Raw genomic sequence first — 21,800 nt, forward strand, 5'->3', positions numbered from 1 at the left:
GGCTCAGCCCTGCGCCTGGGCACCGGACCGAAGCTGGCGCATCGCGAGCTGGACCAGCGCGATGAGCGTCTGCTTGGTCGCCGCGCGGGAGCGGGCGTCCGTGTAGAGCATCGGCACGTGCGTGGGGATCTGCAGCGCCTCGCGCACGTCCTCGAGCCGGTGCTTGGCCACGCCGTCGAAGCAGTTCACGCCGACGACGAACGGGATGTTGCGCGACTCGAAGTAGTCGATCGCCGGGAAGCACTGCTCCAGGCGGTCGGTGTCCACCAGGACGACGGCGCCGATCGCGCCGCGCACCAGGTCGTCCCACATGAAGAGGAAGCGGTCCTGGCCCGGGGTACCGAACAGGTACAGCCACAGGTTGCCCGGGAGCTCCACGCGGCCGAAGTCCATGGCCACCGTGGTGGTGGTCTTGCGGTCGGTGACACCACCGGCGTCGTCGACACCCACCGAGTGCTCGGTCATGGCCGCCTCGGTGTTCAGCGGCTCCACGTCGGAGATCGAGCCGATGAACGTCGTCTTGCCCACCGCGAATCCACCGGCGACGACGATCTTGACGACCGTCGGCGCGGTGCGCTCGGCCGCCGGCTGCGGGCCAGGAGCAGTCTTGGCCCCAGCGGTGCTGGCCGGCGCCTGCTGCATCACCGGCGGCGCGGGCTGGGCCTGCGCAGGACGCGAGACCTGCGCGGCGGGCGCGGAAGCACCACCGCCACCGCCCAGCACGCTCTGGCGCGCGGGCGCGTTCGAGGAAGCGGTCGCAGTGCCGGCGTTACCCGACACCGGGGCCCAGTTGGGACCGCTACGGGCCCCGCCGTCAGAGGGCGGAAATGCCATTAAGAACACTCTCCAAGACGCTCAGCGACAGGCCCGAGTTCGAGCTGCCGTGGCCTGTGTGGACGTTAACCGGGGTCGAGGTGTGCACGGTGACGTGCCCTTCCTCCTGCATGTCCGCCACAAGGATCCGGACGACACCCAGGGGCAGCCGCAGAAGGGCCGAGAGCTCGGCGATCGACACGTACGTGTGGGCGGCATGCTGGAGGATCGCGCGCTTCTCGGGAGGCAACCCGAAACTGCTGACCGCCCCGGGCAGAACCTCCACCAGGGCCTCGAGCGGCAGGTCGGACAGCTCCGACCGCACCCGGCCTCCGGTGACCGCGTAGGGGCGCACGGTGGACGTCTCGCGGACATCCCCCTGCCCCTGGGAACCGAAAGGTGCGTACGTCATGGTCGAGTCCTCATCCCACGCTGGCGGCTCGGGTCTGCCCATCGACCGGGAGGCTGCCACGCATCTCCGAGATCAGCTGTGGCGTGAGCGTGGCCTCGGTGCGGGACACCAGGAGGGCCATCTCGTAGCCGATGAGGCCGATGTCGCACGTGGCCTCCGCGACCACGCCGAGCACCGACCCGTTCGAGACGTTCATCAGGAAGAGGAAGCCGTTGTCCATCTCGATGATCGCCTGACGGACATTACCGCCGTTGAGCTGCCGGGACGCTCCACGCGTGAGGCTTGACATACCCGAGACGATCGCCGCGAGCTGGTCGCCGCTCGTCCGGTCGAGCTGATCGGACATCGCCATGAGCAGGCCGTCGGCCGACACCACGAGCGTATGCCGGCTGCCGGGAACGGTACGCACGAAGTTGTCGAGCAGCCACCCGAAATTCGTTGCTTCGGTGCTGAGGGTCACTCTCTGTTCCTCCTAGTCAGAATCCACAGACGCGCTTGCTTGTCACCGCGACTGCGGCGCTGAGTCAGGGACATGATTCACGGTCGAGGGTGCCCACGTCGAGTCCCCATCGCCCTTCTTGCCGTTCTCGTGCTCCGACTTGCCCTCGTCGACCGACTCCGACCGGCCACGGGCTGTGGCCGACTGGAACGCCGAGAGACGGGAGCGAAGCTGCTCAGGATCACGGTCGATGCGCGCAGAGAGCCGCTCGACGGCGGGGTCCGCCCCGGTGCCCGAGGCACCACGAGTGCGGCGGGTCAGCCCACCACCGGCAACCTCGGTGCTGACGGTCGCCGGACGGTACGAGTCGCTCTCTTTCACATCATCTTCCTGATAAGCCCCTCGACGAAGCAGACTCGTCATCTCCTCGTAGAGAACGGCCGAGGCCGTCCACTCCGACCGGGCCTCCACCGAGTCACGCACGTACTCGGGGTCTAGTGGGTCCTTCCCGTCGCCGTCCGTGCCGGCGGCCCGCTTGGCCAGCGGTGCCCCCGAGCCGTACGACGGGTCGTACACCGCACCCGTCGGGTACGGCTCGGTGAACTCCCGGACCGGAGCCTCGAAGGACTGCTGCGGTGCCTGCTGCGGAACCGCCACGGGCACGGCCTGGGTGGCCGGGGCGGAGGCGAACGAGGACGGCGACTGCGCGGGTGCCGGCGCGGCGGCCGCTGCCGCCGCGGCCGCACGAGGTGCCGCGTCCACGAAGGGGTTGGTGCCAGGGGTGGTGGCCGGTCGAGCGGCGGGCGCGGAGACCTGCGCGACGGGCACCGGAACCGTGCCGCCCGCCGGGCTGCCCGGCAGCGACGAGTTCAGGGACTCCTGGACCGCCTTCTGGTAGCCCTCCTGGTAGCCGCGCTGGTACGTCGGGTCGGCGGCGAGCGGCGGCTCGGGAGCCTGGACCGGGAGCACGCCGGTGACCGGAGCGGGGTTGCCCTGCGGCGGACCGCTCAGCGGCTGGAAGCCCTGGGTCTCGAAGTTCGGCGACTCGAAGCTCGGCACCTCGACGTTCGGCGCGGGCACGTTCGGCGCGGGCACGTTCGGCGCGGGCACGGTCGGAGCGCCGAAGGTCGGCACACCGGCGACCGGACCACCGCCGACGGCCTGGATCGGACGCGACACCGGGCGCTCCTGCGCCTGGTAGGCCCGCAGCTCGCCGGTGGCGGGCTGGCCCGGCCGGCGCCCGAACAGGCCGCGCCGCTGCTGGGCCGGCTTGCCGCCCTGCTGGGAGCCCGTCCCGGTCGTGCGGCGGCTCGGGAGGTCCGCCATGAGCTCCTCGAACGCGGGCAGCGCCTCGAACGACGAGTCGGGGCCCTGCGGGGCCTCCGCCCCGAAGCCCTGCGTCTGGTTCCCGTCACCCTGGCCGGAACCGCCGAAGCTCTCCGCCGGGGTGCCGAAGCTCCGGGCCGGGGCGGGCGCGGGAGCGCTGCTCGCCGCCGGGAACCGCATCACGTCGGTGTCGGACATCCCCGGCAGCGCGGCCGGGTCCTGCGTGACCGGGTCGAGCTGCAGCGACTGCGTGCCACCGTCGCCGGGATCCATCGTGTTGAGCGAGCGGAAGCTCGAGAAGAGCGCGCTGCGCTGGTCCACGTCGACGGCGGCCGGCGTGGTGTCCTCGAACACCGGCGCGATCGGCTCCTCCTGCTGCGGTGCACGCTGACGGCTCGGGAGGGAGCTGCCCGCGGACACGCTCGACGGCGGCGCCCACGCGTTGTCGTCGTTGTACTCCTGCGGGAGCGACGGGGTCGGGATCTCCGGCAGCACGATCGAGCCGGTCGGCGTCGTCTCGGCGACCGGCTGCGCCGCCGTCGAGCTGCGGCGCCGGGCCAGGCCGAGCGCCGTCGTGCCGTCCGTGAGGGCGTTGATGTCCACCTGCTGCGCGGTGGGAGCGGGCTGGGCCGCGAACGCGGCCGCCGCGACCTGCGACGTGCCCGTCGGGACCGGCAGGCCACCCTGCGCGGGGACCGAGGTCGTCGGCGTGCCCGCGCTGCGCATCGCACCCGTGCCGGGACCCGTCGCCAGGCCGCCCGACATCTGCGAGGCGGCCGCCTGCGTGTTGGCCTCCAGCGGGTCGGTCGGCATCGGCAGCGGCATCGCGTTGTCGGGCATGAACAGCACAGCGGGGAAGCGGACCGTCACCTCGGTGCCGGTGCCGCCCTCGCCCGTGCCGAACGTCACCTGGGCGCCGAGGCGGTCCGACAGGCGGCCGACCACGTAGAGGCCGAGGCGCTGGGCGCCCACGGCGTCCGACGCGGCGTGGCTGAGCACCTTGCGGTTCGCCTCCGCGATCTCCTCGGGATTCATCCCGAGGCCGTGGTCGCGCACGATGACCGTGACGAACTGCTCGTCGCGGGCCGTGGTGACCTCCACCGGCGTGTGCGGCTCGGAGAACATCGTCGCGTTCTCCAGGAGCTCCGCCAGCAGGTGCGCGGCGTTCAGCGCGTTGTGGCCCAGCATCATCGGGTCGACGACGAGGTTCAGGCGCACCCGGTCGTACAGCTCGATCTCGGACGACGCGGTGCGGATCACGTCGGAGACCGGCATCGGCTGGCGCACGCGACGGCCGGAGTCGATGCCCGCGAGGACCAGGAGGGACTCCGCGTTGCGGCGCATCCGGGTCGCAAGGTGGTCGAGGCGGAACAGGTTCGACAGCGTCGACGGGTCTTCCTCAGAACGCTCGAGGTCGTCGAGGAAGGCGAGCTGCCGGTTGAGGAGCACCTGGTCGCGGCGGGCCACGTTGACGAACATCTCGGCAATGGAGCCGCGGAGGGCCGCCTGCTCGCGGGCGACGTCGATGGTGGTGCGGTTCACGTCGTTGAACGCGGCCGCGAGCTGGCCGATCTCGTCCGAGGACTCGACGGTGATCGGGTCGAGGTCGATGCTCGGCCCCTGCCCCGGCACCGACACCTGCTCGACCAGGGTGGGGAGGCGGTCACGGACCACACCGGCAGCCTGCGTGAGGCGGCGCAGCGGGGAGACCAGGCGGCGGGCGATGACGAGCGCCGTGATGATCGAGAAGCCGAGGGCCGCGATCGCGATGCCACCGGTGAGGTACGCGCGGTTCGCCGCGATGTCGGCCTGCTCCTGCGCGAAGGCCGCCGAGTCCTCGCGGACCGCGTCACGGACGATGCGGCCCTCCTCGACCCACTTGGCGGACTCGTCGGGGAACGCCTGGGCGTCGGCGGGCTGGATGGACGCCAGGTCGCCGCGTGCCACGTAGCCGCGGACGCTGCCGTAGACGCCGTCCATGCCGGGCACCTGGTAGTCGCCGGGGATCCGGTCGAAGAGGTCCTGCGTGCTGTCCCACTCGCGGTCACCCAGGTTCACCAGGTCGGCGGCGCGCAGCGCCATGGTCCTGGCCGCCTCGGGGGACTGGGCGGCGATGGCGAGCGTCAGCGCGACCACCGGGCGCTCGTAGGTGTTCGTCAGCATGAGCTGGTCGATCGAGTGGTACGCCTCGAGGCGGGTACCCAGCTCGCGGTCCTCTGACGTGTCGGCGATCGCGTCCATCACCTCGAGCGCGCCGTCGATGTAGGTGCCGTACGCGTCGGTGGCCGTCTGCTCGGTGAGGCGGCCCTCCGCGACCTTCTTCTGCACGTCCGTGATGGCGGCGCGGTCCTCGATGGTCTGCGCGACGGCGTCCTTGACGCGCTGGTCCAGCATCGAGATGTCGATGTCCAGCAGCGCGTCGTCGCGCCGGTCGAGGGCGCTGATCGTCTGCGCCTGGGCCGCCGGAGCGTCCCACACGGGGTTGCCTGCGTCGTCCGTGACCGGCTTGCCGTCCTTCAGCTTGGGCGTGCCCTGGAGCAGGGCGAGACGGGCCTGGTCACCGGATTCACCGTCGTCGATCATCGCGACGATGTTGAGCGACCGCTCCTGCGCGAACGTCGTACCGGCCATGTCCTGGTATTCCAGCGCGGCGACGAGATCGCTCGTCTGCTGGGCGCGCATCGCGTCGACCACGGACAGGCCGATGATGTACGCGGCCGCGATGACCAGGACGATGGCAGGCGTGACAAGAGTCGCAAGAACTTTCCCGCGCACTCCCAACCTGCGGAACATGCGTACCTCTCTCCATCACTGTCCGGAAGGGGATGGCGTGCGTGGTGCCCGCCGAACATCCCTCGGTGCTGCGTACAAGTTACCGGCACCCGGTTTCCGCTGGCGACCACCGCGGGCCACACGGAAGTAGGCTTCATCGATGTGCGAGCCGTCACGATATCCGGACCGGGCCCCTCAGGGAAACTCTCCCTTTCATCCCTGAACCACCCGATTGCTGGCCAAAGGGACGTGGTGATCGCGGTCGCCGCTGCCGGAGTGAATCGCGCTGACCTGCTACAACGCGCCGGATACTACTCCCCTCCGCCGAATGCCCCAGACTGGCCAGGTCTTGAGATATCCGGAACTGTGACGCGTGTCGGATCCGGCGTGTCGCGCTGGCGTGTCGGAGACCGCGTCGCCGCGCTGCTCGAAGGTGGCGGTTACGCGGAGGAGGTGGCGATCCGCGAGACGCAGGTCCTCCCGGTGCCCGACGGCGTCGACCTGGTCGACGCGGCGGCGCTTCCCGAGGCGGCGTGCACGGTCTGGAACAACCTGGTCGACGTCGGCGGGCTGCGGGCCGGCGAGTGGGTGCTGGTCCACGGCGGGTCCGGCGGAATCGGCACCTTCGCGATCCAGGTCGCCCGGGCGCTGGGCGCGCGCGTGGCCACGACCGCCGGCGGGCCGGAGCGCACGGCACGGTGCGCCGAGCTCGGGGCGGACCTCGTGATCGACCACCAGCAGCAGGACTTCGTGGACGAGGTGCACAAGGCGACGGAGGGCCGGGGCGCCGACGTGGTGCTCGACCTGCTGGGTGGCGGCGGGCTCGACGGCAACGTCCGCGTCCTGGCCCGCGGCGGCCGTCTGGTGGTCATCGGGATGCAGCGGGGCAGGCGGGGCGAGCTCGATCTCAGCGCGCTGCTGGCCCGGCACGGCACGGTCACGGGCACGCTGCTCAGGTCCCGGCCCGCGGACGAGAAGGCGCGCATCGTGGCCGACGTGGAGCGGCACGTCTGGCCGATGGTCGCCGACGGGCGGGTGCGGCCGGTGATCCATGCGCGCATCCCGTTCTCGGAGGCGCAGTCGGCGCACGAGCTGCTGGAGTCGGGCGAGGCCTTCGGCAAAGTGCTCCTGGTCCCGTGATCAGCTCATGCCTATATATAGGCATGGTCGACAATTTCGTTCCCGGCCATCGGATGCAATGCGGGCGACAGCCGATTCGGGCAAGACTGGACCCATGACCGACGAGCGAGGCAACCCCCAGTCCGACGAGCGACCCGACGACCGCGACGACCGGCCGCGCGACGGTGCCCCTACGGTGCACCCCCAGGTGGTGACGCCCGACGGCGCGGCGGTGCCGCCGGAGCGCGAGGCCAAGGGTTCGGGTGACGAACGTGAGGTCGACGAGGCGGAGGCCGTGGTGGGCCAGGTCGAGGAGCCGGCAAAGGTCATGCGCATCGGCGGCATGATCAAGCGGCTGCTCGACGAGGTGCGCGACGCCCCGCTGGACGAGGCCGCGCGCACGCGGCTGGCCGAGATCCACGAGCGCTCGATCCACGAGCTCGAGGACGGCCTCTCCCCCGACCTGATCGACGAGCTGCACCGCATCACCCTGCCGTTCTCCGACGACTCCGCCCCGTCGGAGGCCGAGCTCCGCGTGGCGCAGGCGCAGCTCGTGGGCTGGCTCGAGGGCCTGTTCCACGGCATCCAGACCGCGCTCGTGGCCCAGCAGATGGCGGCCCAGGCCCAGCTCTCGCAGATGCGGCGTGCCCTGCCGCCCGGTACGGCAACCTTCGGCCCGGCCGGTCCGGGTGGGCCGGGCGGGCCGACCATGCCGGGCAGCCGGGACGACGAGTCGAGCGGTGACCGCCGCACCCCGGGTCAGTACCTCTGACTCGGGCGACCTCTGAGCCGGGCGCTCAGAGGTCGGCCGGGTCCACCAGGAAGCCGTCCTCGTCGGCGACCTCGCCGCCCGCGGCGTCCTGGATCACGCTCGCGAGGCGGGCGACCAGCTCGGCCGCGCGCTTGCGCGCGACCCGCAGCTCCATGGCGGGAAACTCCCGCTGCGACTCCACCAGGTCGTGCGGCTCCCAGTGCACCCAGTAGCGCACGGCGCCCTGCTCCGCCCATGGCAGACCGCGGAGCAGGCGCGGCAGCTTCTCCTCGCCGCTGATCTCCACCGACACGAGCCCGTCGACGCCGAGCTCGACGACCAGCCCGTACCCGTCGAGGACGCGCGGGCCGGTGAGGGCCTTGATGTCGTAGTCGTCGGCGGCGGCGTGCAGCTTCTTGCGCAGCTCGGGGTCGAGGGTCTCACCCGGGTACAGCGGCTTGTCGGCGATGCCGGCCGGCGGCCCGTCCCACTCCTTGCCGTCCATGTGCAGGCGGGTGCGCGGGTGGACCTGGTGCAGGATCGTGTACGCGGCCTGCGGGTCGAGCCAGACGTTCGAGTACACGGTCATGTCGATGGCGGCGCCCGCGTCCGGGGTGAGCACGACGCCGGCGCCGGGCTTCGCCGTCGGGCCGCCCGGGGCGGTCTTCACGTCCCACAGGCCGCCCACGTCGAGGCGGAGGGAGCCGCCCAGCCTGCGCGCGACGGCGACGAGCCACTCGACCAGCCGGCGCTCCTCGCGCTCGGGCATCCCCGCGGCGAAGGCCCGCCCGATGCCGTCGCGGTCGCCCGCGGGGAACGGCGGCTCGCCCCGCTCGCGGTGGCAGACGACGTCGAAGGCCATCGCGGCGCCGGGCGGGACGCCGAGGTCGAACCCGTCGCCCGACGGCTGGTACGGCCCGTTGATCACCGCGTGCCGCGAGACCCGCAGCACGCCCGGCTCCCGGCCCTGCGCGCGGCGGCCCTGCGGGGCGCCCGCCACGTTGCCGGGCAGGATGCCCGCTGGAACCACGTCCCACCGGGTGGCGGAGAACCGGGAGAGCGCGAGGACCTCTATCTCGTCCAGCTCCACATCACCGGGCACCGTGAGCACGTGCCGTGCCTGGTGGGCCTGCGCGACCGTGCGCGGCAAGAGCGGGAGCTGGGGAGAGGCCATCGGGATCCCTTCTACGTCCGGGTTTGCCCGGACCGCGCCGGGCATCCGGAGCCTACCGCCCGGCGCACCCCGGTCACGGCGCCCACCACCCGTCGAAACCCGGGCCGTGCCGCCGTCCGGCCGTCACACCGTGGTGCGGTGGAAGTTCTTCGCCGAGCGGGACGCCGTCGGGCCGCGCTGGCCCTGGTAGCGCGAGCCGTACAGGTCGGACCCGTAGGGATGCTCCGATGCCGACGACAGCCGGAAGAAGCAGAGCTGCCCGATCTTCATGCCGGGCCAGAGCTTGATCGGCAGCGTCGCGACGTTGCTCAGCTCCAGCGTCACGTGGCCGCTGAACCCGGGGTCGATGAAGCCGGCCGTCGAGTGCGTCAGCAGGCCCAGGCGACCGAGGGAGGACTTGCCCTCGAGGCGGGCGGCGACGTCGTCAGGCAACGTGACGGCCTCGTACGTGCTGCCCAGCACGAACTCGCCCGGGTGGAGCACGAACGCGTCGCCGTTCTCCGCCTCCACCAGGCGGGTCAGCTCGGGCTGGTCCGCTGCCGGATCGATGAAGGGGTACTTGTGGTTGTCGAACAGCCGGAAGAACCTGTCGAGGCGCACGTCGATGCTCGACGGCTGCAGCATGGACGCTTCGTACGGGTCGAGGACCACGCGGCCGGCCTCGAGCTCGGCGCGGATGTCACGGTCGGAAAGAAGCACCCCGACACGGTACTGGGCACAACGGAGCGGCGTCGCCCCGTCCGCCCGTGCCGACGGCGGGACGGGACGACGCCGTGACGTCATCGGGCGCCGGTCACCACTGCAGCGGCCGGTGCTTCGCGTCCACCGACCAGTAGCCCTTGCGCATCACCAGGTACAGGATGCCCTCGATGGCGCCCCAGACGGCCGGCACGAACCACGCCTGGCCGAGCGACACGACGGTGATGAGCAGCATGATCCAGCCCAGGCCCCGGTAGCCCAGGTAGAACCGGTGCGCACCCACCACGCCCAGCAGGATCCCGAGCAGGCCGGCGGTGATGCGGGACTTGCGGCCCGGCACGTGCTCGACCGGCGGGGTGGGCCGGTCGTAGTCGTACTGCTGCTGGTAGTTCGCCGGGCCGCCCTGCGGCGTCCTGGCGCCGCCCGAGGTCTTCGGCGTCTGCATGGCCCGGGTCTCGCGCGGCGGCTGCGGGGGCTTCGGCGGCCGCGGGGGCAGGGGCTTGGTTTCCTGGTAGATCGGCTCGGTCGGCTTCTCGCTGGGGTGCTCGCTCACTGCTGCTCCGGCTGCTCGGCGACTCGCGCGGAACCCGGTTCGGGCATCCGGGCGAGGTTGGGTATGATCGGGTCGCGCGCCAGGTTCAGGGGCGCCGTTCCGGAACCCTAGCGGGATTCCGCGAGTGGCAGATACCCGGACAGAACCGGACGTTGCGGGTGTAGTTCAATGGTAGAACTTCAGCTTCCCAAGCTGACAGCGCGGGTTCGATTCCCGTCACCCGCTCCACAGGCTCCGCCCCAGGTCAGAGGATAGTTCCTGACCTGGGGCGGAGTTTTTTCCGATCGGCGGCGAGCAGGGTCCACGGGTCAGGTCCATTCGCCTGGGTTGGTGGGTTGGTAGGTGACGGGCATGGCGGGTGCGGAGCTGGTCCATGGCGAGGCGCCGTGGGCGAGGTGGTCGGGCGGGATGGCGAGTTTGAGGGCGGGGAGGCGGATCAGGGCGCGTTCGACGGCGGTCTTGACGATGATGCGGGCGGGGGTCTTGGCCGGGCATTGGTGGGGTCCGGCGCCGAAAGCCAGGCTGTCGCGGTTGGTGCTGTCCCAGATCGGGTCGGCATCGCGGTGTGAGGATCGGGATACCTGGGCCACGTCGCAGATGACGGCGTCGCCGGTGTGCAGTGTGCGCCCGCTGCCGGGGCTTCTCACGCTCTCCAGGATGGTGTTGGTGGTGACGAACCGGGCGGGTGCCTTCGAGACGGGCGAGTCGTAGATCAGGACCTTGTCCAAGGCCTCGTCGACGCCGAGCCGGCCCCGGGTGACCCGGTACCCGTCTTCGACGTTGCCCAGCAGGTACTGGAACGTGGTCGTGGTCCAGGCTTCGGCCCCAGCGTGACCGGCCGACTGCACCATCTGGGCCGTGGCGACCAGTTCTTGGGGGGTCAGGCGTACGGGGTGGTGCACGAGCGCGGACAGCATGTCGGTGCCGGGGTACTTGAAGCGGTGCTCGATCAGTTCTTGCATCATCACCACGAGGCTCTTGAAGGCGTCGGGGGTGCTTGCGTTGTTGGCGAAGATGGCCGTGGCGTAGCCCAGGAGCCGGTCGGCCAGGTGCCCGGGTAGGTCGAACAGGGCCGCGACGCCGAGCTGGGGGACGGCGGCGGTGTAGGCGGCGACCAGGTCAGCCTGGCCCTGTGGTGCGATGCGGGCCAGCATGGTGTCGCAGGCCGTGCGCATGGTCACGGCCAGGGCGTGCTGATCGACGACCTGGAACGCATCGTCGACCGCCCGCCGGAGGCGGGCGCGGACCTTGCCGTCGCGGTAGAAGGAGTTCTCGCTCATGGGTGGGGCGAAGAACGCCGCGGTGCCCGCTGATACCCGCCCGTCCTGCAGCGCGGTCCAGTGCTTGGCGTCGCGGGAGTAGGTGTGCTCGTTCTTCAGGACCAGCAAGGCCAGCTCCCGGTCGGTGACCAGCCAGGCGTTGACGCCGGGTTCGAGCTCGACGGGGGCGATGGGTCCCCACTGCGCGTGCAGCTTCTCGTAGACGGGGGCCGGGTCCAGGGTGGTGGTCGTCGCGGACAGCGGGGTCAGGCCGGTCAGCTCGTCCAGACGGACGGCTGGTTCCTGCCGGGTGGCAGTGGACACGTCGTGGCTTCTCTCAGCTCAAGGAGGAACCGGGCTCAAGGAGGAACCGGCTCAGGGAGGAAGTGGGGTGCCCGGCCCGCGCACGGCGCGCGGGCCGGGCTGGTGGGGGTGCGTGGCCTGTGGGGTTCAGTGGGGGCGGGGTGGGTCGAGGGTGACCAGCAGGCGCTGGTAGCCGTTGGTGATGAACCCAGGGTTGGGCGGGATGTCAGCCACGTCCTCGACCAGCGCCAGGCGGTAGCGCCCGAACAGCATGGGCAGCGCGACCAGGGCCTCCAGGCGCGCCAGCTCGGAGCCGGGGCAACGGTGGACGCCGAGTCCGAACCCGTAGTGGTCCTTCGTGGCGCGGTTCGGGTCGAACACGTGGGGCCGGTCGTGGATCCTGGGGTCGCGGCCGGCGCCGGCGAACGCGACCAGGACCGGCGTGCCCTGGGCGATGGCGAACCCGTCGATCACCAGGTCCCGCACGGCGAACCGCATGGGGACGGCGTTGGACGTGCTGCGTACCCGCATGGTCTCGTCGATGACCGCTAGCCACGCCTCCTGTGCCTTGGGCGAGCCCGGCTCCAGCGCGAGCACAGCGTCCAGGTGCTGCGGATGAGTCAGCAGCAGGACGATGCACTGCGCCAGCAGGTGCGCGGTGGTCTCGTACCCGCCCACGATGAGGATTCGGACCGTCTCGGCCAGCTCGGCAGCGGTGTAGGTGTCACCGTCCTGGTTGGCCTCGATCAAGCGGCTGGTCAGGCTCTCGTCCGGCCGGGCGCGCTTACGCGCCACCAGCTCCTGGATCGCGCCGACCAGCCCCATAAACCTCGCACCGAGCTCCTGGGGGCTGAGGCTGGTGTCGAACAGGGCGTCCGCACCGGACCGCAAGGCCGGGAACAGGTCCTCGTCCACACCGAGCATCCGGCCGATCACCGTGATCGGGACCGGGAAGCAGAACGAGGCGACCAGGTCCACCGGGTCCCACCCGTACAGGGCGAACGCATCACGCAGGTCAGCCGGGTTGTCCACCGTGATGTCGTCCAGAACCCCGGCCACGATCTCCTCGATCGCGGGCTTGAGCCTGTCGACCTGCCGCTTGGTGAACGCTGCCGTCATCAGCTTCTTCAACCGCCGATGCTCGGAGCCGTGGGCGCTGAACGCCCCTGCGGAGGTGACCCACGGCAGCGTGGCGGAGTCGGCCGGCTGAGTGGCCAGGTCGGGCCAGTGCGCGGCACCGTCACGCGACACGTCCGTGTGCAGCACGACCTGCCTGATCGCGGCGGCGTCGGTGACCATGACCGCACGCAGACCGTCGGGCAGCTCGACCCAGCCCACACCACCCATGGACCGCACGCACTCGATATCGGCGAAGTTGTCATCAGTCAGGCGGTACGGGTCACGGGAGAAGATCTCGGGGGGCGTCTCAGTCGTCATAGCGCAGGACTCCTCTGCGGATCGGGAAACGGGTGCGGGTCAGGAAGATCGGCAGACCGCGCGTGCACGACGACCCGCGGCCGGAGCTTGATCCCGACAAGCTCGGCCGTCAGGGTCTTGGCGCCCTCGGCGTCGGCGGTGTAGATCTCGGCTTCGTCACCGTCAGGTCCGGCATGCAGGCGGACCAGGACGACCGCGACCTCGGCCTCGTCGATGGCCGCCAAGAGGTCGAGGAAGGTGGAGACCTGGTTCAGCGCGATCGTCCCCCCTGGCGCCTCGTCGGCGACGATCAGGTCGACGTGCAGCGGGCGGGTCGTGACCGCGGGGAAGGGAGTACCGGACCAGTCGGGCCCCTCTTGGTCGCCGTCCTGGTGCTCGAGCTTGAGAATCGCCGCGAGATCCTGCGCAGACTCCTGCTGTGGTGTGGTGATCTGCAGACCGATGGCCCAGACAGGTACGGGGTCCGCATGGTCGAGCGGGTCATCCCCCACGGGCGTCGCCACGACCCGGACCTCAGCAACCTCCAGGTCAGGGCCCATGACCGTCACCAGAGCGGCAGCACCGGCCACGTCCGCCAGGGCGAGGCCCGGCGAGCTCGGTGGCTCGGTCTGGTGGGTCAGGGAGCGCAGGACAGCTACCACGCCGCCCTCGTCGATGGACCCGGTGGTCTCATGGGCGGCCTCACGCACGGCCGGGGGAGCTTGGCCCATCGCCACGGCGCGGGCAGCCCAGGCGAGCATCGGCAGGTCGTTGATGCCGTCGCCCACGGCGACCGTGTGCGACGGCGCCACCTTGAGACGCCGGCGCACCGCGTCCAGCGCGGTCGCCTTGGACACGCCCGTCGGGGTGACATCGATCCAGTCCGGGCCGTCCGGGTTCGCGGTCACCCCCAGGGCACGTATCGGCTCCAGGAGCGTGTCAGCGGCCCCGCGGCCGGCGAGGATCACCCGGGGTGACCGCGTCGCCCACAGCTCCGCGACCGCACCCGTGAGGCGCTGTGCGCCGTTGACTTCGTCGGTACCGAACAGCCGGGTGACCAGGTACCCCCATCCGACGTCTTCGACGCCGACCTGCACGCCAGGCATCAGGCGGCACGCGAGTCGCACGACCGGCTCGACGTCGAGCGTGCGTGCCTCGACCACGACGTATCCGCCACGAGCCCCCGGGTCCAGGTGCACGGTGACGGCGCCGTTGGACGCGACCGCCCACCCGTCGTCCAGATCCAGCGCCCGCGCGATCGGCAGGACACCGACCAGTGACCGGCCGGTGGCGAGCACGATGTGGTGACCGATCGCAGCCGCGCCCGCCACGGCCCGCACGGTCGGCTCGGGCACGGTCCGCCGCCCGGCGGGGGTCAGGGTCCCGTCGATGTCCAGGGCGACCATGCGCACGGCCATGTCTACGTTCATGTCGCCACCTCGTCATCGCGCCCCGCCGCCACTCCGACGACAGGTGCTTCACCAACCCGACGCTCGAGCAGCTCGGGGTCGATCTCCCACGCGTCGAACAGCAGCCCGACCTCTAGACCGAGGTAGTCCCTCTCGCCCCGCCAGCGCTGCCATGCCGCTCTACGAGAGCAGCCGAGCACCTCGGCGATGTCCCGCGCGTCCTTGAGACGCTCCGCGGCCAGGCCCCGCACCGCGGCGGCGTACCGCTCTCGGATGTGATCCACGCCGCGACACTAGTTACATACGTAGCTAGAGTCAACACAGACGTAGCCATTTCGGCTCCGTGTATACCTATAACCTTCCGCACCGCTCACACCCAAGCGGCCCCGTTTTGGCCACGCAGCGGACCACATTCGTCCGATTCCGGCATATCTCAGCCACACATGGGGCATGATGTGACCGTGAGCACCGACCGGAAAGCACGAGCAGCGGCATGGAATCGCGCCCTGGGCGACGCCCTGCAAGCAGAACGCGGCGTGAGGAGGATGTCCGTGGCCAAGCTCTCCGACGAGTCCGGCGTCCCGGTATCCACGCTGAGGAACTACCTCGACGCCACGCGCCCCATCCCAGTAACGGCACTCGTGATGCTCGCCGAAGCACTACGCATCGACGTCGTCAAACTCTGGATACGCGCCAGAGACCGGATGAACGCCGACCCCGACGCGTGACGTGCGCACAGCTCGCCGTCGGAGGACGGCTCATGCAGGCCAGGCCCGGACGGGACGACCAGTGCCGCGTAGGTCGCCGTAGACATACATGTCCATGCCGTTCCAGTGTCCGGTCCACATGGTGAAGCCGGGGGTGGTGGCCGGGTAGTCGGTGGCCACCGTGATCCCTAGCTGTGCGGCGATCGCGGCGCCTTCTGACTGTTGTGCGGGGTGGACCACCAGGTGGTCGCGGAACACCTCCACCCACTTGATCCGCGCGTCCCCGACCTCCGCCAGCAGCGCCGCCACACCCGCCGCCGAATCAGCCAGGTTGCCCGAAATCGTCGCCATCTCTCCCACCTCTCCGTGCCTACCTCTAGGCGCATAGACAGCCTCTTGGGGGTCAGCCGGAGCGCGCAAGCGCTACGCGGAAAAGTTGCGTATACGCACTGGCTGCGGGTTAGGTGGGTTCCGTGTCTAGAGAGGGACGTGTGACTGCCGCAAGCATCGCCAAGGATCTTCGTGCCGCGATCCGCTCCGGGACCTACAAACCGGGCGATCGCCTTCCGAGCGAAGCAGCGCTCATGTCGAACTACGGCGTGGCGCGCATGACCGCGCGCCACGGCCTGTCGATGCTCAAGGACGAGGGCCTGACGGTGACCCGTCACGGTTCCGGTGTTTTCGTCCGCGCCTTCGAGCCGATCGTGCGGGACAGCACGGGCGGGAAGGCGGACGGGTCCACCGTGACGGCGGAGGTCGACGAGACGGGCGCGGGGCTCACGGTCCGCACGCTCGCCGTCACCGCGGAGGCCGAACCCTCCGAGAAGATCCGCACGTCGCTGGGCCTCGCGGAGGGTGACAAGGTGACCGTGCGCGAGCGCCTGCACCTGCGCGAGCGCAAGCCGGTGCTGTTCGCGACGTCCTACCTGCCGGCGAAGATCGCGGCCGGGACGCCGATCGCGGACCAGGAGGTCGGGCCCGGCGGCACGCACGCCCGCCTGACCGAGGCCGGGCACGCGCCGGTGAAGTTCCGCGAGGACGTGGTGGGGCGCATGCCCACGATCGAGGAGATCGAGGAACTGCGGATCGAGCCGGGCACGCCGGTGCTCTCGGTCACGCGGACGGCGTTCACCCGGGACGGCGCGCCCGTCGAGGTGAGCCACGTGGTGCTCGACGCGGGCGAGTTCATGCTCCGGTACGACATCGACCAGTAGGGACTCACAGCAGCCGGAGCCGCCGTTCGGCCACCCCGATGCGGACCTCCTGACCCCACGAGACCTCAAGATCGAGTACTCACCCCTTGCGGCGGCATTCTGCCCGCCGGAGTTCACGGTCGCCGAGCTGCGCGGCGTCTACGAGGCGGTCTGGGGCACCCAGCTCGACGCACGCAACTTCCACCGCAAGGCGACGGGCACCCCAGGTTTCCTGGAGCCGACCGGGCGCCTGGGCGGAGGGTGCCCCGGCCGCCCGGCCGAGCTGTTCCGGCTGGCGGAGGGCGTCGACCCGACGGCGGCCGTGCTGCACCCGCCGCTGCTGCGGCCGGTCAGCCCTGCCCCGGCCGCGTCCTCGGCCTGAGGCGCAGGTCCGGCAGCGCCGGCGCACGCAGCGGGCCGCTCGGATAGCCGAGCACCTGGCCGAACAGGCGCCCCTCCGCACCGGCCGCGTACCCCGTCGCCCCGCCGTCGAGCTCGGCGATCTGCGCCATCCAGCCGTCGCGCGCCCGGACGATGTCCTCGTGGGTGCGGCCCATGAAGTTCCACCACATGACGACGTCCTCGCCGAACGGCAGCCCGCCGATCAGGACCGCCCGGACCGGCGCGCCCGCCCCCGCCCGGACCACGAGGGCCGGCCGCCCGGGCGCCACATAACCGAGGTTCGACGGCGGCACGGCGCTCCCCTCGAACGTCACGTCACCCGCGTCCACGAGCAGGGCGTGCTCGTGCTCCGCGTCGACGTCGAACCGCACCTCCGCGCCCGGCTCCAGGTCGATCTGGGCGCCCACCAGCGGCGTGTAGGTGGTCGCGGGCGAGGCCAGCTCGTGGCCCGCCACCGCGAGGCGTCCGATGAACACCCGCACGACGGCGCCGTCGTGCCGCACGACCGGGAGGTCGCCGTGGTGCTCGAAGTGCGGGTCGATGCCGAGCGCCGAGCCGGGCAGCGCCGTCCAGAGCTGCACGCCGTGCAGCAGGGGCGGCCGGCCCTGCGCGGGCGACTCCTCCGAGTGCGAGATGCCGATGCCCGCCGTCATGAGGTTGAGCTCGCCCGGCCGGACCGTCTGCAGCGAGCCCACGGAGTCGCGGTGCAGGATCTCGCCCTCGAAGAGCCAGCTCACGGTCTGCAGCCCCGTGTGCGGGTGCGGGGGAACCTGCATGCCCTCGCTCGCCGAGACGTCGTCAGGACCGTAGTGGTCGCTGAAGCACCACGCGCCCACGAGGGAACGTGCGCGCTGCGGGATGGTGCGCCGTACGTTCATCGCGCGCGGCCCGCCGAGCGGCACGTCGCGCGGGGTGAGGAGCTCGATGCCGTCGCCCTGCTCGCCCGCCGCGCAGACCTGCTCGGCCGGCCGGGTCTCGAGGTTGCTCATGCGCTGAGCCTAGAGCGTGGGCCAGGGCCCCCGGGGCAGGCCGGGGGCCCTGGCGGAACCGCGTACCCATGGCCCGCACTGGGCGCGGGCCAGGGGCGCCGTGTCGACGTCACGGCTCCGATGTACCCGTCAGACCCGGGTCGCCAGGCCTGTTCTCCACGGACACCTCGAACGCGGGCGGTCTTCCGGCCCCGTACAGGCACCTGCGGCGTCATCCACAGCCCGCACCGCGGTACGGGACGTCCTGTCGTTCTCCGGTCGACCATGTGTCCGACGTCCGGGCCGGTCGGTACTGCTGCAGCGCACCGCATCTGCGCCCGGATCGTCGAACCATTGCCAACGTTTCTATCCGCGCGCCGCAGGCGCGGCAACCGCTCCACCGTTGTAATTTTCACCCGCCACACCGCCCACAGTTCTGTCCACAGGGAGATCCCTGGATTTCCCACACCACGCACAGGGCTGTGGACCAAATCTGTGGATAACTCTGCCTGTGGACAACCGTGGCCGCGGGTCAGACCCAGGCGCGAGAACCCGGGGCGCCGCCTGCGGTCGGGTCGTTCCGCCCCTCCAGCTCCTCGGTGGTGGCGATGAAGCCGCCGTCGTCCACGAGGATCCCGGCGATGCGGCCCTGGAGGGCGACGGCAAGGCGGGCGAGCGAGGCGCGCATGCGCGCCCGGGCGATGACGTGCAGCCCGGACGCGTGCTCCAGCTCGAGCTCGTAGGGGTCGGCGGGCACCCAGCTCATCCGGTACGCGAACGGTCCGTAGCTGCGCCAGTCGAGCGAGCCGAGCGCACGCGGCACCCGGTCGACCCGCTCGACGTCGACCACCAGCGCGCCGTCGTACGGGGTGCTGCCCGCCAGCGTGTAGCGCGGCGAACCGTCGGGCGTCACCTGCTCGGCTGACACGTCGGCGGTCGCGATGAGCGAGCGGAGCATGGGCAGCACGTCGCCGGGCAGCAGGGCGTGCGCGGCGTAGAGCGCCAGGTTGACCGAGGCGCCGGGGTCGGGGACCAGCGCCTGCCGGCCGTCGGCCAGCACACCGCCGCCCGTCTTGCGGGCCGCCGCCACCATCCACTGCACGATGCGCAGCTCCTCGCCCTGCGGGAGGGCGTGCGGGAAGGCGCGCGCTATGCCGTCCCGGTCGTCGTACGACGTCGGCGCGGCGCCGCGCACGTCCCGCAGGCCGTCGTTGCGCCCGACGGAGTACGCCTCCGCCTTGGCCGCGGGCATCTCCAGGTCGGCGAGCTGCGCCTCACCGACCTCGAAGGGGCCGGTCGCGACGTGCCCCTCCCCCAGGCGCAGGACACCGGGAACGAGGGACTCGGGCTGCGCCATCCCCCGGAACCGGGCCCCGGCCATCCGGCGCGGACCTGTGGTGCGGGACGGTTCGCGGAGCCACGCGACGTCGGGGAACCAGGCGGCGGCGAGCTCGCTGACGGCGACAGGGCCGTTCGTGCTCGGCAGGATCAGAATGTGACCCGAGGCGTGTTCCGCTGGAATCACGCCCGCCAGAAAAGTCATGCGGGCACTTTACTGCCGGGCACATTCCCCGATGATGCGGGCGTGTTACAGAGAGGAAACACGCTGGTGACAGCGAGCGCATACAAGCGTTGTGGCCTGGCCACTGGTTTTTCACCCCTGTCGGCACCGCGCGCCGCGCCGATTGTTTCGGGCGACTGAGTCTCAGTACAAGAGGGGTGAAAATGATCGCATTTCGGATGCACAAAGGCGATGTATCAGGACTTAACGCCACCTCTCATGAGAGGCCGTCTTCCACCCGCTAGCGCGGTCCGATCCGGCGTTCCAGTTACCTGACGACGCGGGCATATGATGTCAGCATGCCCAAGATCATCGGCAAGAGCCTGCACGAGCACCGCCAGATGACGAGGCACAAGCTGTTCACCGCTCTGTCCACCCTCATGGCGGAGCGCGGGTTCGACACCATCACGCTGGCCGACATCGCCGCAGCGGCGAACGTCGGCCGGACCGCCGTCTACAACCACTTCCACGACAAGGAAGCGCTGCTCCTCGGGTTCATCACCCGCGAGACCGAGCAGTACGCGCACACGCTGGAGCGGGCGCTCGACGGCGTGAACGACCCCGTGGAGCAGCTCCGTACCTACATCCGCCAGCAGGCTCAGCTCACCCGCGTCTTCCACCTCGCCCCCGGCCCGGACCTGCGCACGGTCCTGTCCCGCGCCACGCAGCAGCGGCTGCGCGAGCACGCCGACATCGTGGAGGCGATCCTGCGCCGGATCCTCGCAGCGGGGATCGACGCCGGGACGTTCCCGCCCCAGGACATCGAGCCGACGGTGCACCTCGTCAACGCCTGCCTGTCCGGCCGCCTCATCCCGGACGAGCCCGTGGCCCGCGAGCGCACCATCCGCGCCGCCGAGGCGTTCGTTCTGCGCGCGGTGGGGGCGCGGGTGCCGGAGCGCGTCCCCGCCTGAGCCGGAGGAGCAGCGCAGGGTGGGGCCGAGGCACGAGGCGCCCGCCCGGAGCGGAACCGCAGGCTCAGGCGGCACGGGCAGAGCCTGAGCCGGAGGTGCGGCGCACGAGGCGCCCGCCGGAGCGGAGCCGCAGGCTCAGTCGGCAGGCAGGCAGAGCCTGAGCCGCCGTCGACCCGACGGGTGAAAACCGCCGCCAGCGGGACGGTAGCCTCTGGCGGGTGTCTTCCACCGCCGTGAACTCCGAGCCAGCGCCCGCGAGGAGGCCCGCGCCGCTCGGCGGCGCGTTCGCCAAGGTCGTCGCCGCCAACCTCAGCTCGAGCCTCGGCGACGGCATCGCCCGCGTCGCGGCGCCGCTGCTGGCGGTGCAGCTCACGAACGACCCGCTGCTCGTGTCGCTCGTCGCGGTCGCCGGGCTGCTCCCGTGGCTCCTGTTCGCCATCCCGGCGGGCGTGCTCGTGGACCGGATCGACCGCCGCCTCGCGCTCGCCCTCGCCGGCTGCGTGCGTGCGCTCGTCGCGGGCGGCCTGCTCGCGCTGCACCTCACCGATGCACTCACCATCTGGTGGCTCCTGCTGGTCGTGCTCCTGTACGGCGTGCTGGAGACGGTGTACGACGGCGCGATCCGCGCCGTCGTACCCTCGCTCGTCGGCAAGAGCGACCTGCCGCGCGCGAACTCACGCATCGAGGCCGTCGAGATCGTGGTCCAGCAGTTCCTCTCCCAGCCGCTCACGTCGTGGCTGCTCGCCGTCTCGGCGGTCTGGGCGCTGGGCCTGAACACGGCCGCGTACGCCGTGGCGGGCGGGCTCGCGCTGACCCTGCCCGCCGTCGCGTCGGGCATCGCGGCCCGACGGCGGCAGGCCGAGCCGGCGGACGCCGTCGCATCGGACTCGCCGCGCGCTGATCAGGTTGCGGCCGAGCCGGACCCACCGGGCGCCGATCAGGGTGCGCCGGGGCCGGACCCGGCCGATCGAGGCTCCGGCGCCGCGGCGGCGACCGGCTGGCGGGCCGAGCTCGTCGCGGGCTTCCGGTTCATCTGGGCCGACGCGATGCTGCGGCCGCTGTGGGTGGTGAGCGTGCTCATCGGCATCTGCCACGCCGCCATCACGTCCACGCTGGTGCTGTTCATCCTGGAGCGGCTCGACGTGCCGGAGGCCTGGTACGGCACCTTCATGCTGGCCGGCGCCGTCGGCGCGCTGACGGCGGCGGCCGTCACGAACCGGCTCAAGGCGCGCTTCGGGACGGGACCGGTCATGGCGGTGGTGAACGCCGCAGGCCTGGGGGCGTGGTTCCTCGCCGGCGCGTTCCCGGTGCTCTGGGTCGGAGCAGCGGCGATCTTCGTGTCGTTCGGCTGCGTGACGACGTGGAACGTGCTGGTCATGTCGCTGCGTCAGGCCGCGGTGCCGAACCGCCTGCTCGGCCGGGTGCACGGCACGTGGCGCACCGCGCTGTGGGGCGCGATGCCGCTCGGCTCCCTGATCGGCGGCCTGCTCGCGCGCACCGGCTACAGCACGCCGCTGATCGTCGGGGCGACGGCCGGCCTGATGGTCGCCGCCGTCGGGCACAGGTACCTCGTGTCGCTGCCCGATCCGGAGACGCTCGACCCCGCCTGACGG

Annotated in this window: 21 protein-coding genes and 1 tRNA gene; 8 read left to right on the forward strand and 14 right to left on the reverse strand. The window is 71.3% G+C overall.

Annotation, left to right across the window (positions count from 1 at the left end; translation table 11 throughout):
- Nucleotides 1-3: 3 nt before the first annotated feature.
- The 4 genes from AC0QU1_RS25140 to AC0QU1_RS25155 all read right to left on the reverse strand — a co-directional run bounded on the left by AC0QU1_RS25140 (nucleotide 4) and on the right by AC0QU1_RS25155 (nucleotide 5,783).
- Nucleotides 4-642 (reverse strand): GTP-binding protein, encoded by a 639-nt coding sequence (locus AC0QU1_RS25140; RefSeq protein ID WP_483576594.1) that lies wholly within the window; start codon nucleotides 640-642, stop codon nucleotides 4-6.
- A 172-nt stretch (nucleotides 643-814) separates the two neighbouring features.
- Nucleotides 815-1,225 carry a DUF742 domain-containing protein gene (locus tag AC0QU1_RS25145; RefSeq protein WP_020017526.1) on the reverse strand — a complete coding sequence of 137 codons (411 nt, stop codon included), beginning with the start codon at nucleotides 1,223-1,225 and terminating at the stop codon, nucleotides 815-817.
- A gap of 10 nt (nucleotides 1,226-1,235) precedes the next feature.
- The gene (locus AC0QU1_RS25150; RefSeq protein ID WP_020017525.1) at nucleotides 1,236-1,685 is read right to left on the reverse strand and encodes a roadblock/LC7 domain-containing protein; all 450 of its coding nucleotides are present in this window, start codon (nucleotides 1,683-1,685) and stop codon (nucleotides 1,236-1,238) included.
- Between the two features lie 42 nt (nucleotides 1,686-1,727).
- Nucleotides 1,728-5,783 carry a HAMP domain-containing sensor histidine kinase gene (locus tag AC0QU1_RS25155; RefSeq protein WP_483573348.1) on the reverse strand — a complete coding sequence of 1,352 codons (4,056 nt, stop codon included), beginning with the start codon at nucleotides 5,781-5,783 and terminating at the stop codon, nucleotides 1,728-1,730.
- A 141-nt stretch (nucleotides 5,784-5,924) separates the two neighbouring features.
- On the opposite strand from AC0QU1_RS25155, the gene AC0QU1_RS25160 reads away from it, so the two are divergent.
- Together AC0QU1_RS25160 and AC0QU1_RS25165 are read left to right on the forward strand one after the other, a co-directional pair.
- The gene (locus AC0QU1_RS25160) at nucleotides 5,925-6,902 is read left to right on the forward strand and encodes an NAD(P)H-quinone oxidoreductase (RefSeq protein ID WP_483573349.1); all 978 of its coding nucleotides are present in this window, start codon (nucleotides 5,925-5,927) and stop codon (nucleotides 6,900-6,902) included.
- 94 nt (nucleotides 6,903-6,996) lie between these two features.
- On the forward strand, nucleotides 6,997-7,653 hold the full coding sequence (locus tag AC0QU1_RS25165; protein WP_483573351.1) for a bacterial proteasome activator family protein: 657 nt from the start codon (nucleotides 6,997-6,999) through the stop codon (nucleotides 7,651-7,653).
- A gap of 25 nt (nucleotides 7,654-7,678) precedes the next feature.
- Here the strand turns inward: AC0QU1_RS25165 and AC0QU1_RS25170 are convergent, their stop codons facing one another.
- The 3 genes from AC0QU1_RS25170 to AC0QU1_RS25180 form a co-directional block, all read right to left on the reverse strand.
- Nucleotides 7,679-8,806, reverse strand: a complete 1,128-nt coding sequence (locus AC0QU1_RS25170) for a hypothetical protein (RefSeq protein ID WP_483573353.1) — start codon at nucleotides 8,804-8,806, stop codon at nucleotides 7,679-7,681.
- A gap of 123 nt (nucleotides 8,807-8,929) precedes the next feature.
- A complete protein-coding gene (gene dcd / locus AC0QU1_RS25175; RefSeq protein WP_483573355.1) occupies nucleotides 8,930-9,505 on the reverse strand; it encodes a dCTP deaminase in 576 nt (191 codons plus the stop codon).
- Between the two features lie 94 nt (nucleotides 9,506-9,599).
- The gene (locus tag AC0QU1_RS25180; RefSeq protein ID WP_483573357.1) at nucleotides 9,600-10,058 is read right to left on the reverse strand and encodes a TM2 domain-containing protein; all 459 of its coding nucleotides are present in this window, start codon (nucleotides 10,056-10,058) and stop codon (nucleotides 9,600-9,602) included.
- Nucleotides 10,059-10,212: 154 nt separating this feature from the next.
- Between AC0QU1_RS25180 and AC0QU1_RS25185 the strand changes: the two genes are divergently transcribed.
- Nucleotides 10,213-10,286: transfer RNA gene (locus AC0QU1_RS25185), tRNA-Gly, on the forward strand.
- An 80-nt stretch (nucleotides 10,287-10,366) separates the two neighbouring features.
- On the opposite strand, the gene AC0QU1_RS25190 is transcribed toward AC0QU1_RS25185, so the two are convergent.
- From AC0QU1_RS25190 to AC0QU1_RS25205, 4 genes are all read right to left on the reverse strand, one after another.
- Complete coding sequence (locus AC0QU1_RS25190; RefSeq protein ID WP_483573359.1) at nucleotides 10,367-11,641, reverse strand: cytochrome P450 family protein; 1,275 nt, start codon at nucleotides 11,639-11,641, stop codon at nucleotides 10,367-10,369.
- 126 nt (nucleotides 11,642-11,767) lie between these two features.
- A complete protein-coding gene (locus tag AC0QU1_RS25195) occupies nucleotides 11,768-13,057 on the reverse strand; it encodes a cytochrome P450 (RefSeq protein ID WP_483573361.1) in 1,290 nt (429 codons plus the stop codon).
- Nucleotides 13,054-14,466, reverse strand: a complete 1,413-nt coding sequence (locus AC0QU1_RS25200) for an HAD family hydrolase (protein WP_483573363.1) — start codon at nucleotides 14,464-14,466, stop codon at nucleotides 13,054-13,056. The genes AC0QU1_RS25195 and AC0QU1_RS25200 overlap by 4 nt, the downstream gene beginning before the upstream one ends.
- On the reverse strand, nucleotides 14,463-14,729 hold the full coding sequence (locus tag AC0QU1_RS25205) for a hypothetical protein (protein ID WP_483573365.1): 267 nt from the start codon (nucleotides 14,727-14,729) through the stop codon (nucleotides 14,463-14,465). Before AC0QU1_RS25205 ends, AC0QU1_RS25200 begins: the two co-directional genes overlap by 4 nt.
- A gap of 177 nt (nucleotides 14,730-14,906) precedes the next feature.
- On the opposite strand from AC0QU1_RS25205, the gene AC0QU1_RS25210 reads away from it, so the two are divergent.
- On the forward strand, nucleotides 14,907-15,173 hold the full coding sequence (locus AC0QU1_RS25210; RefSeq protein WP_483573367.1) for a helix-turn-helix domain-containing protein: 267 nt from the start codon (nucleotides 14,907-14,909) through the stop codon (nucleotides 15,171-15,173).
- A gap of 30 nt (nucleotides 15,174-15,203) precedes the next feature.
- On the opposite strand, the gene AC0QU1_RS25215 is transcribed toward AC0QU1_RS25210, so the two are convergent.
- Complete coding sequence (locus AC0QU1_RS25215) at nucleotides 15,204-15,503, reverse strand: hypothetical protein (RefSeq protein ID WP_483573369.1); 300 nt, start codon at nucleotides 15,501-15,503, stop codon at nucleotides 15,204-15,206.
- 140 nt (nucleotides 15,504-15,643) lie between these two features.
- On the opposite strand from AC0QU1_RS25215, the gene AC0QU1_RS25220 reads away from it, so the two are divergent.
- Both AC0QU1_RS25220 and AC0QU1_RS25225 read left to right on the forward strand, forming a co-directional pair.
- Nucleotides 15,644-16,366, forward strand: coding sequence for a GntR family transcriptional regulator (locus AC0QU1_RS25220; RefSeq protein WP_483573371.1), 723 nt, complete (start codon nucleotides 15,644-15,646; stop codon nucleotides 16,364-16,366).
- Nucleotides 16,367-16,493: 127 nt separating this feature from the next.
- Nucleotides 16,494-16,727, forward strand: a complete 234-nt coding sequence (locus tag AC0QU1_RS25225; RefSeq protein WP_483616572.1) for an NrtR DNA-binding winged helix domain-containing protein — start codon at nucleotides 16,494-16,496, stop codon at nucleotides 16,725-16,727.
- Here AC0QU1_RS25225 and AC0QU1_RS25230 read toward each other — a convergent pair.
- Together AC0QU1_RS25230 and AC0QU1_RS25235 are read right to left on the reverse strand one after the other, a co-directional pair.
- Nucleotides 16,696-17,736 (reverse strand): pirin family protein, encoded by a 1,041-nt coding sequence (locus AC0QU1_RS25230; protein ID WP_483573373.1) that lies wholly within the window; start codon nucleotides 17,734-17,736, stop codon nucleotides 16,696-16,698. The two genes, AC0QU1_RS25225 and AC0QU1_RS25230, sit on opposite strands and share 32 nt — an antisense overlap.
- 511 nt (nucleotides 17,737-18,247) lie before the next feature.
- Nucleotides 18,248-19,258, reverse strand: a complete 1,011-nt coding sequence (locus AC0QU1_RS25235) for a hypothetical protein (RefSeq protein ID WP_483573375.1) — start codon at nucleotides 19,256-19,258, stop codon at nucleotides 18,248-18,250.
- A gap of 317 nt (nucleotides 19,259-19,575) precedes the next feature.
- Between AC0QU1_RS25235 and AC0QU1_RS25240 the strand changes: the two genes are divergently transcribed.
- On the forward strand, nucleotides 19,576-20,187 hold the full coding sequence (locus AC0QU1_RS25240; protein ID WP_483573377.1) for a TetR/AcrR family transcriptional regulator: 612 nt from the start codon (nucleotides 19,576-19,578) through the stop codon (nucleotides 20,185-20,187).
- A 218-nt stretch (nucleotides 20,188-20,405) separates the two neighbouring features.
- Entirely contained in the window at nucleotides 20,406-21,797 is a 1,392-nt protein-coding gene (locus AC0QU1_RS25245; protein WP_483573379.1) for an MFS transporter, read from the forward strand.
- Nucleotides 21,798-21,800: the final 3 nt, after the last annotated feature.

The organism is Promicromonospora noduliphila (assembly GCF_056951025.1).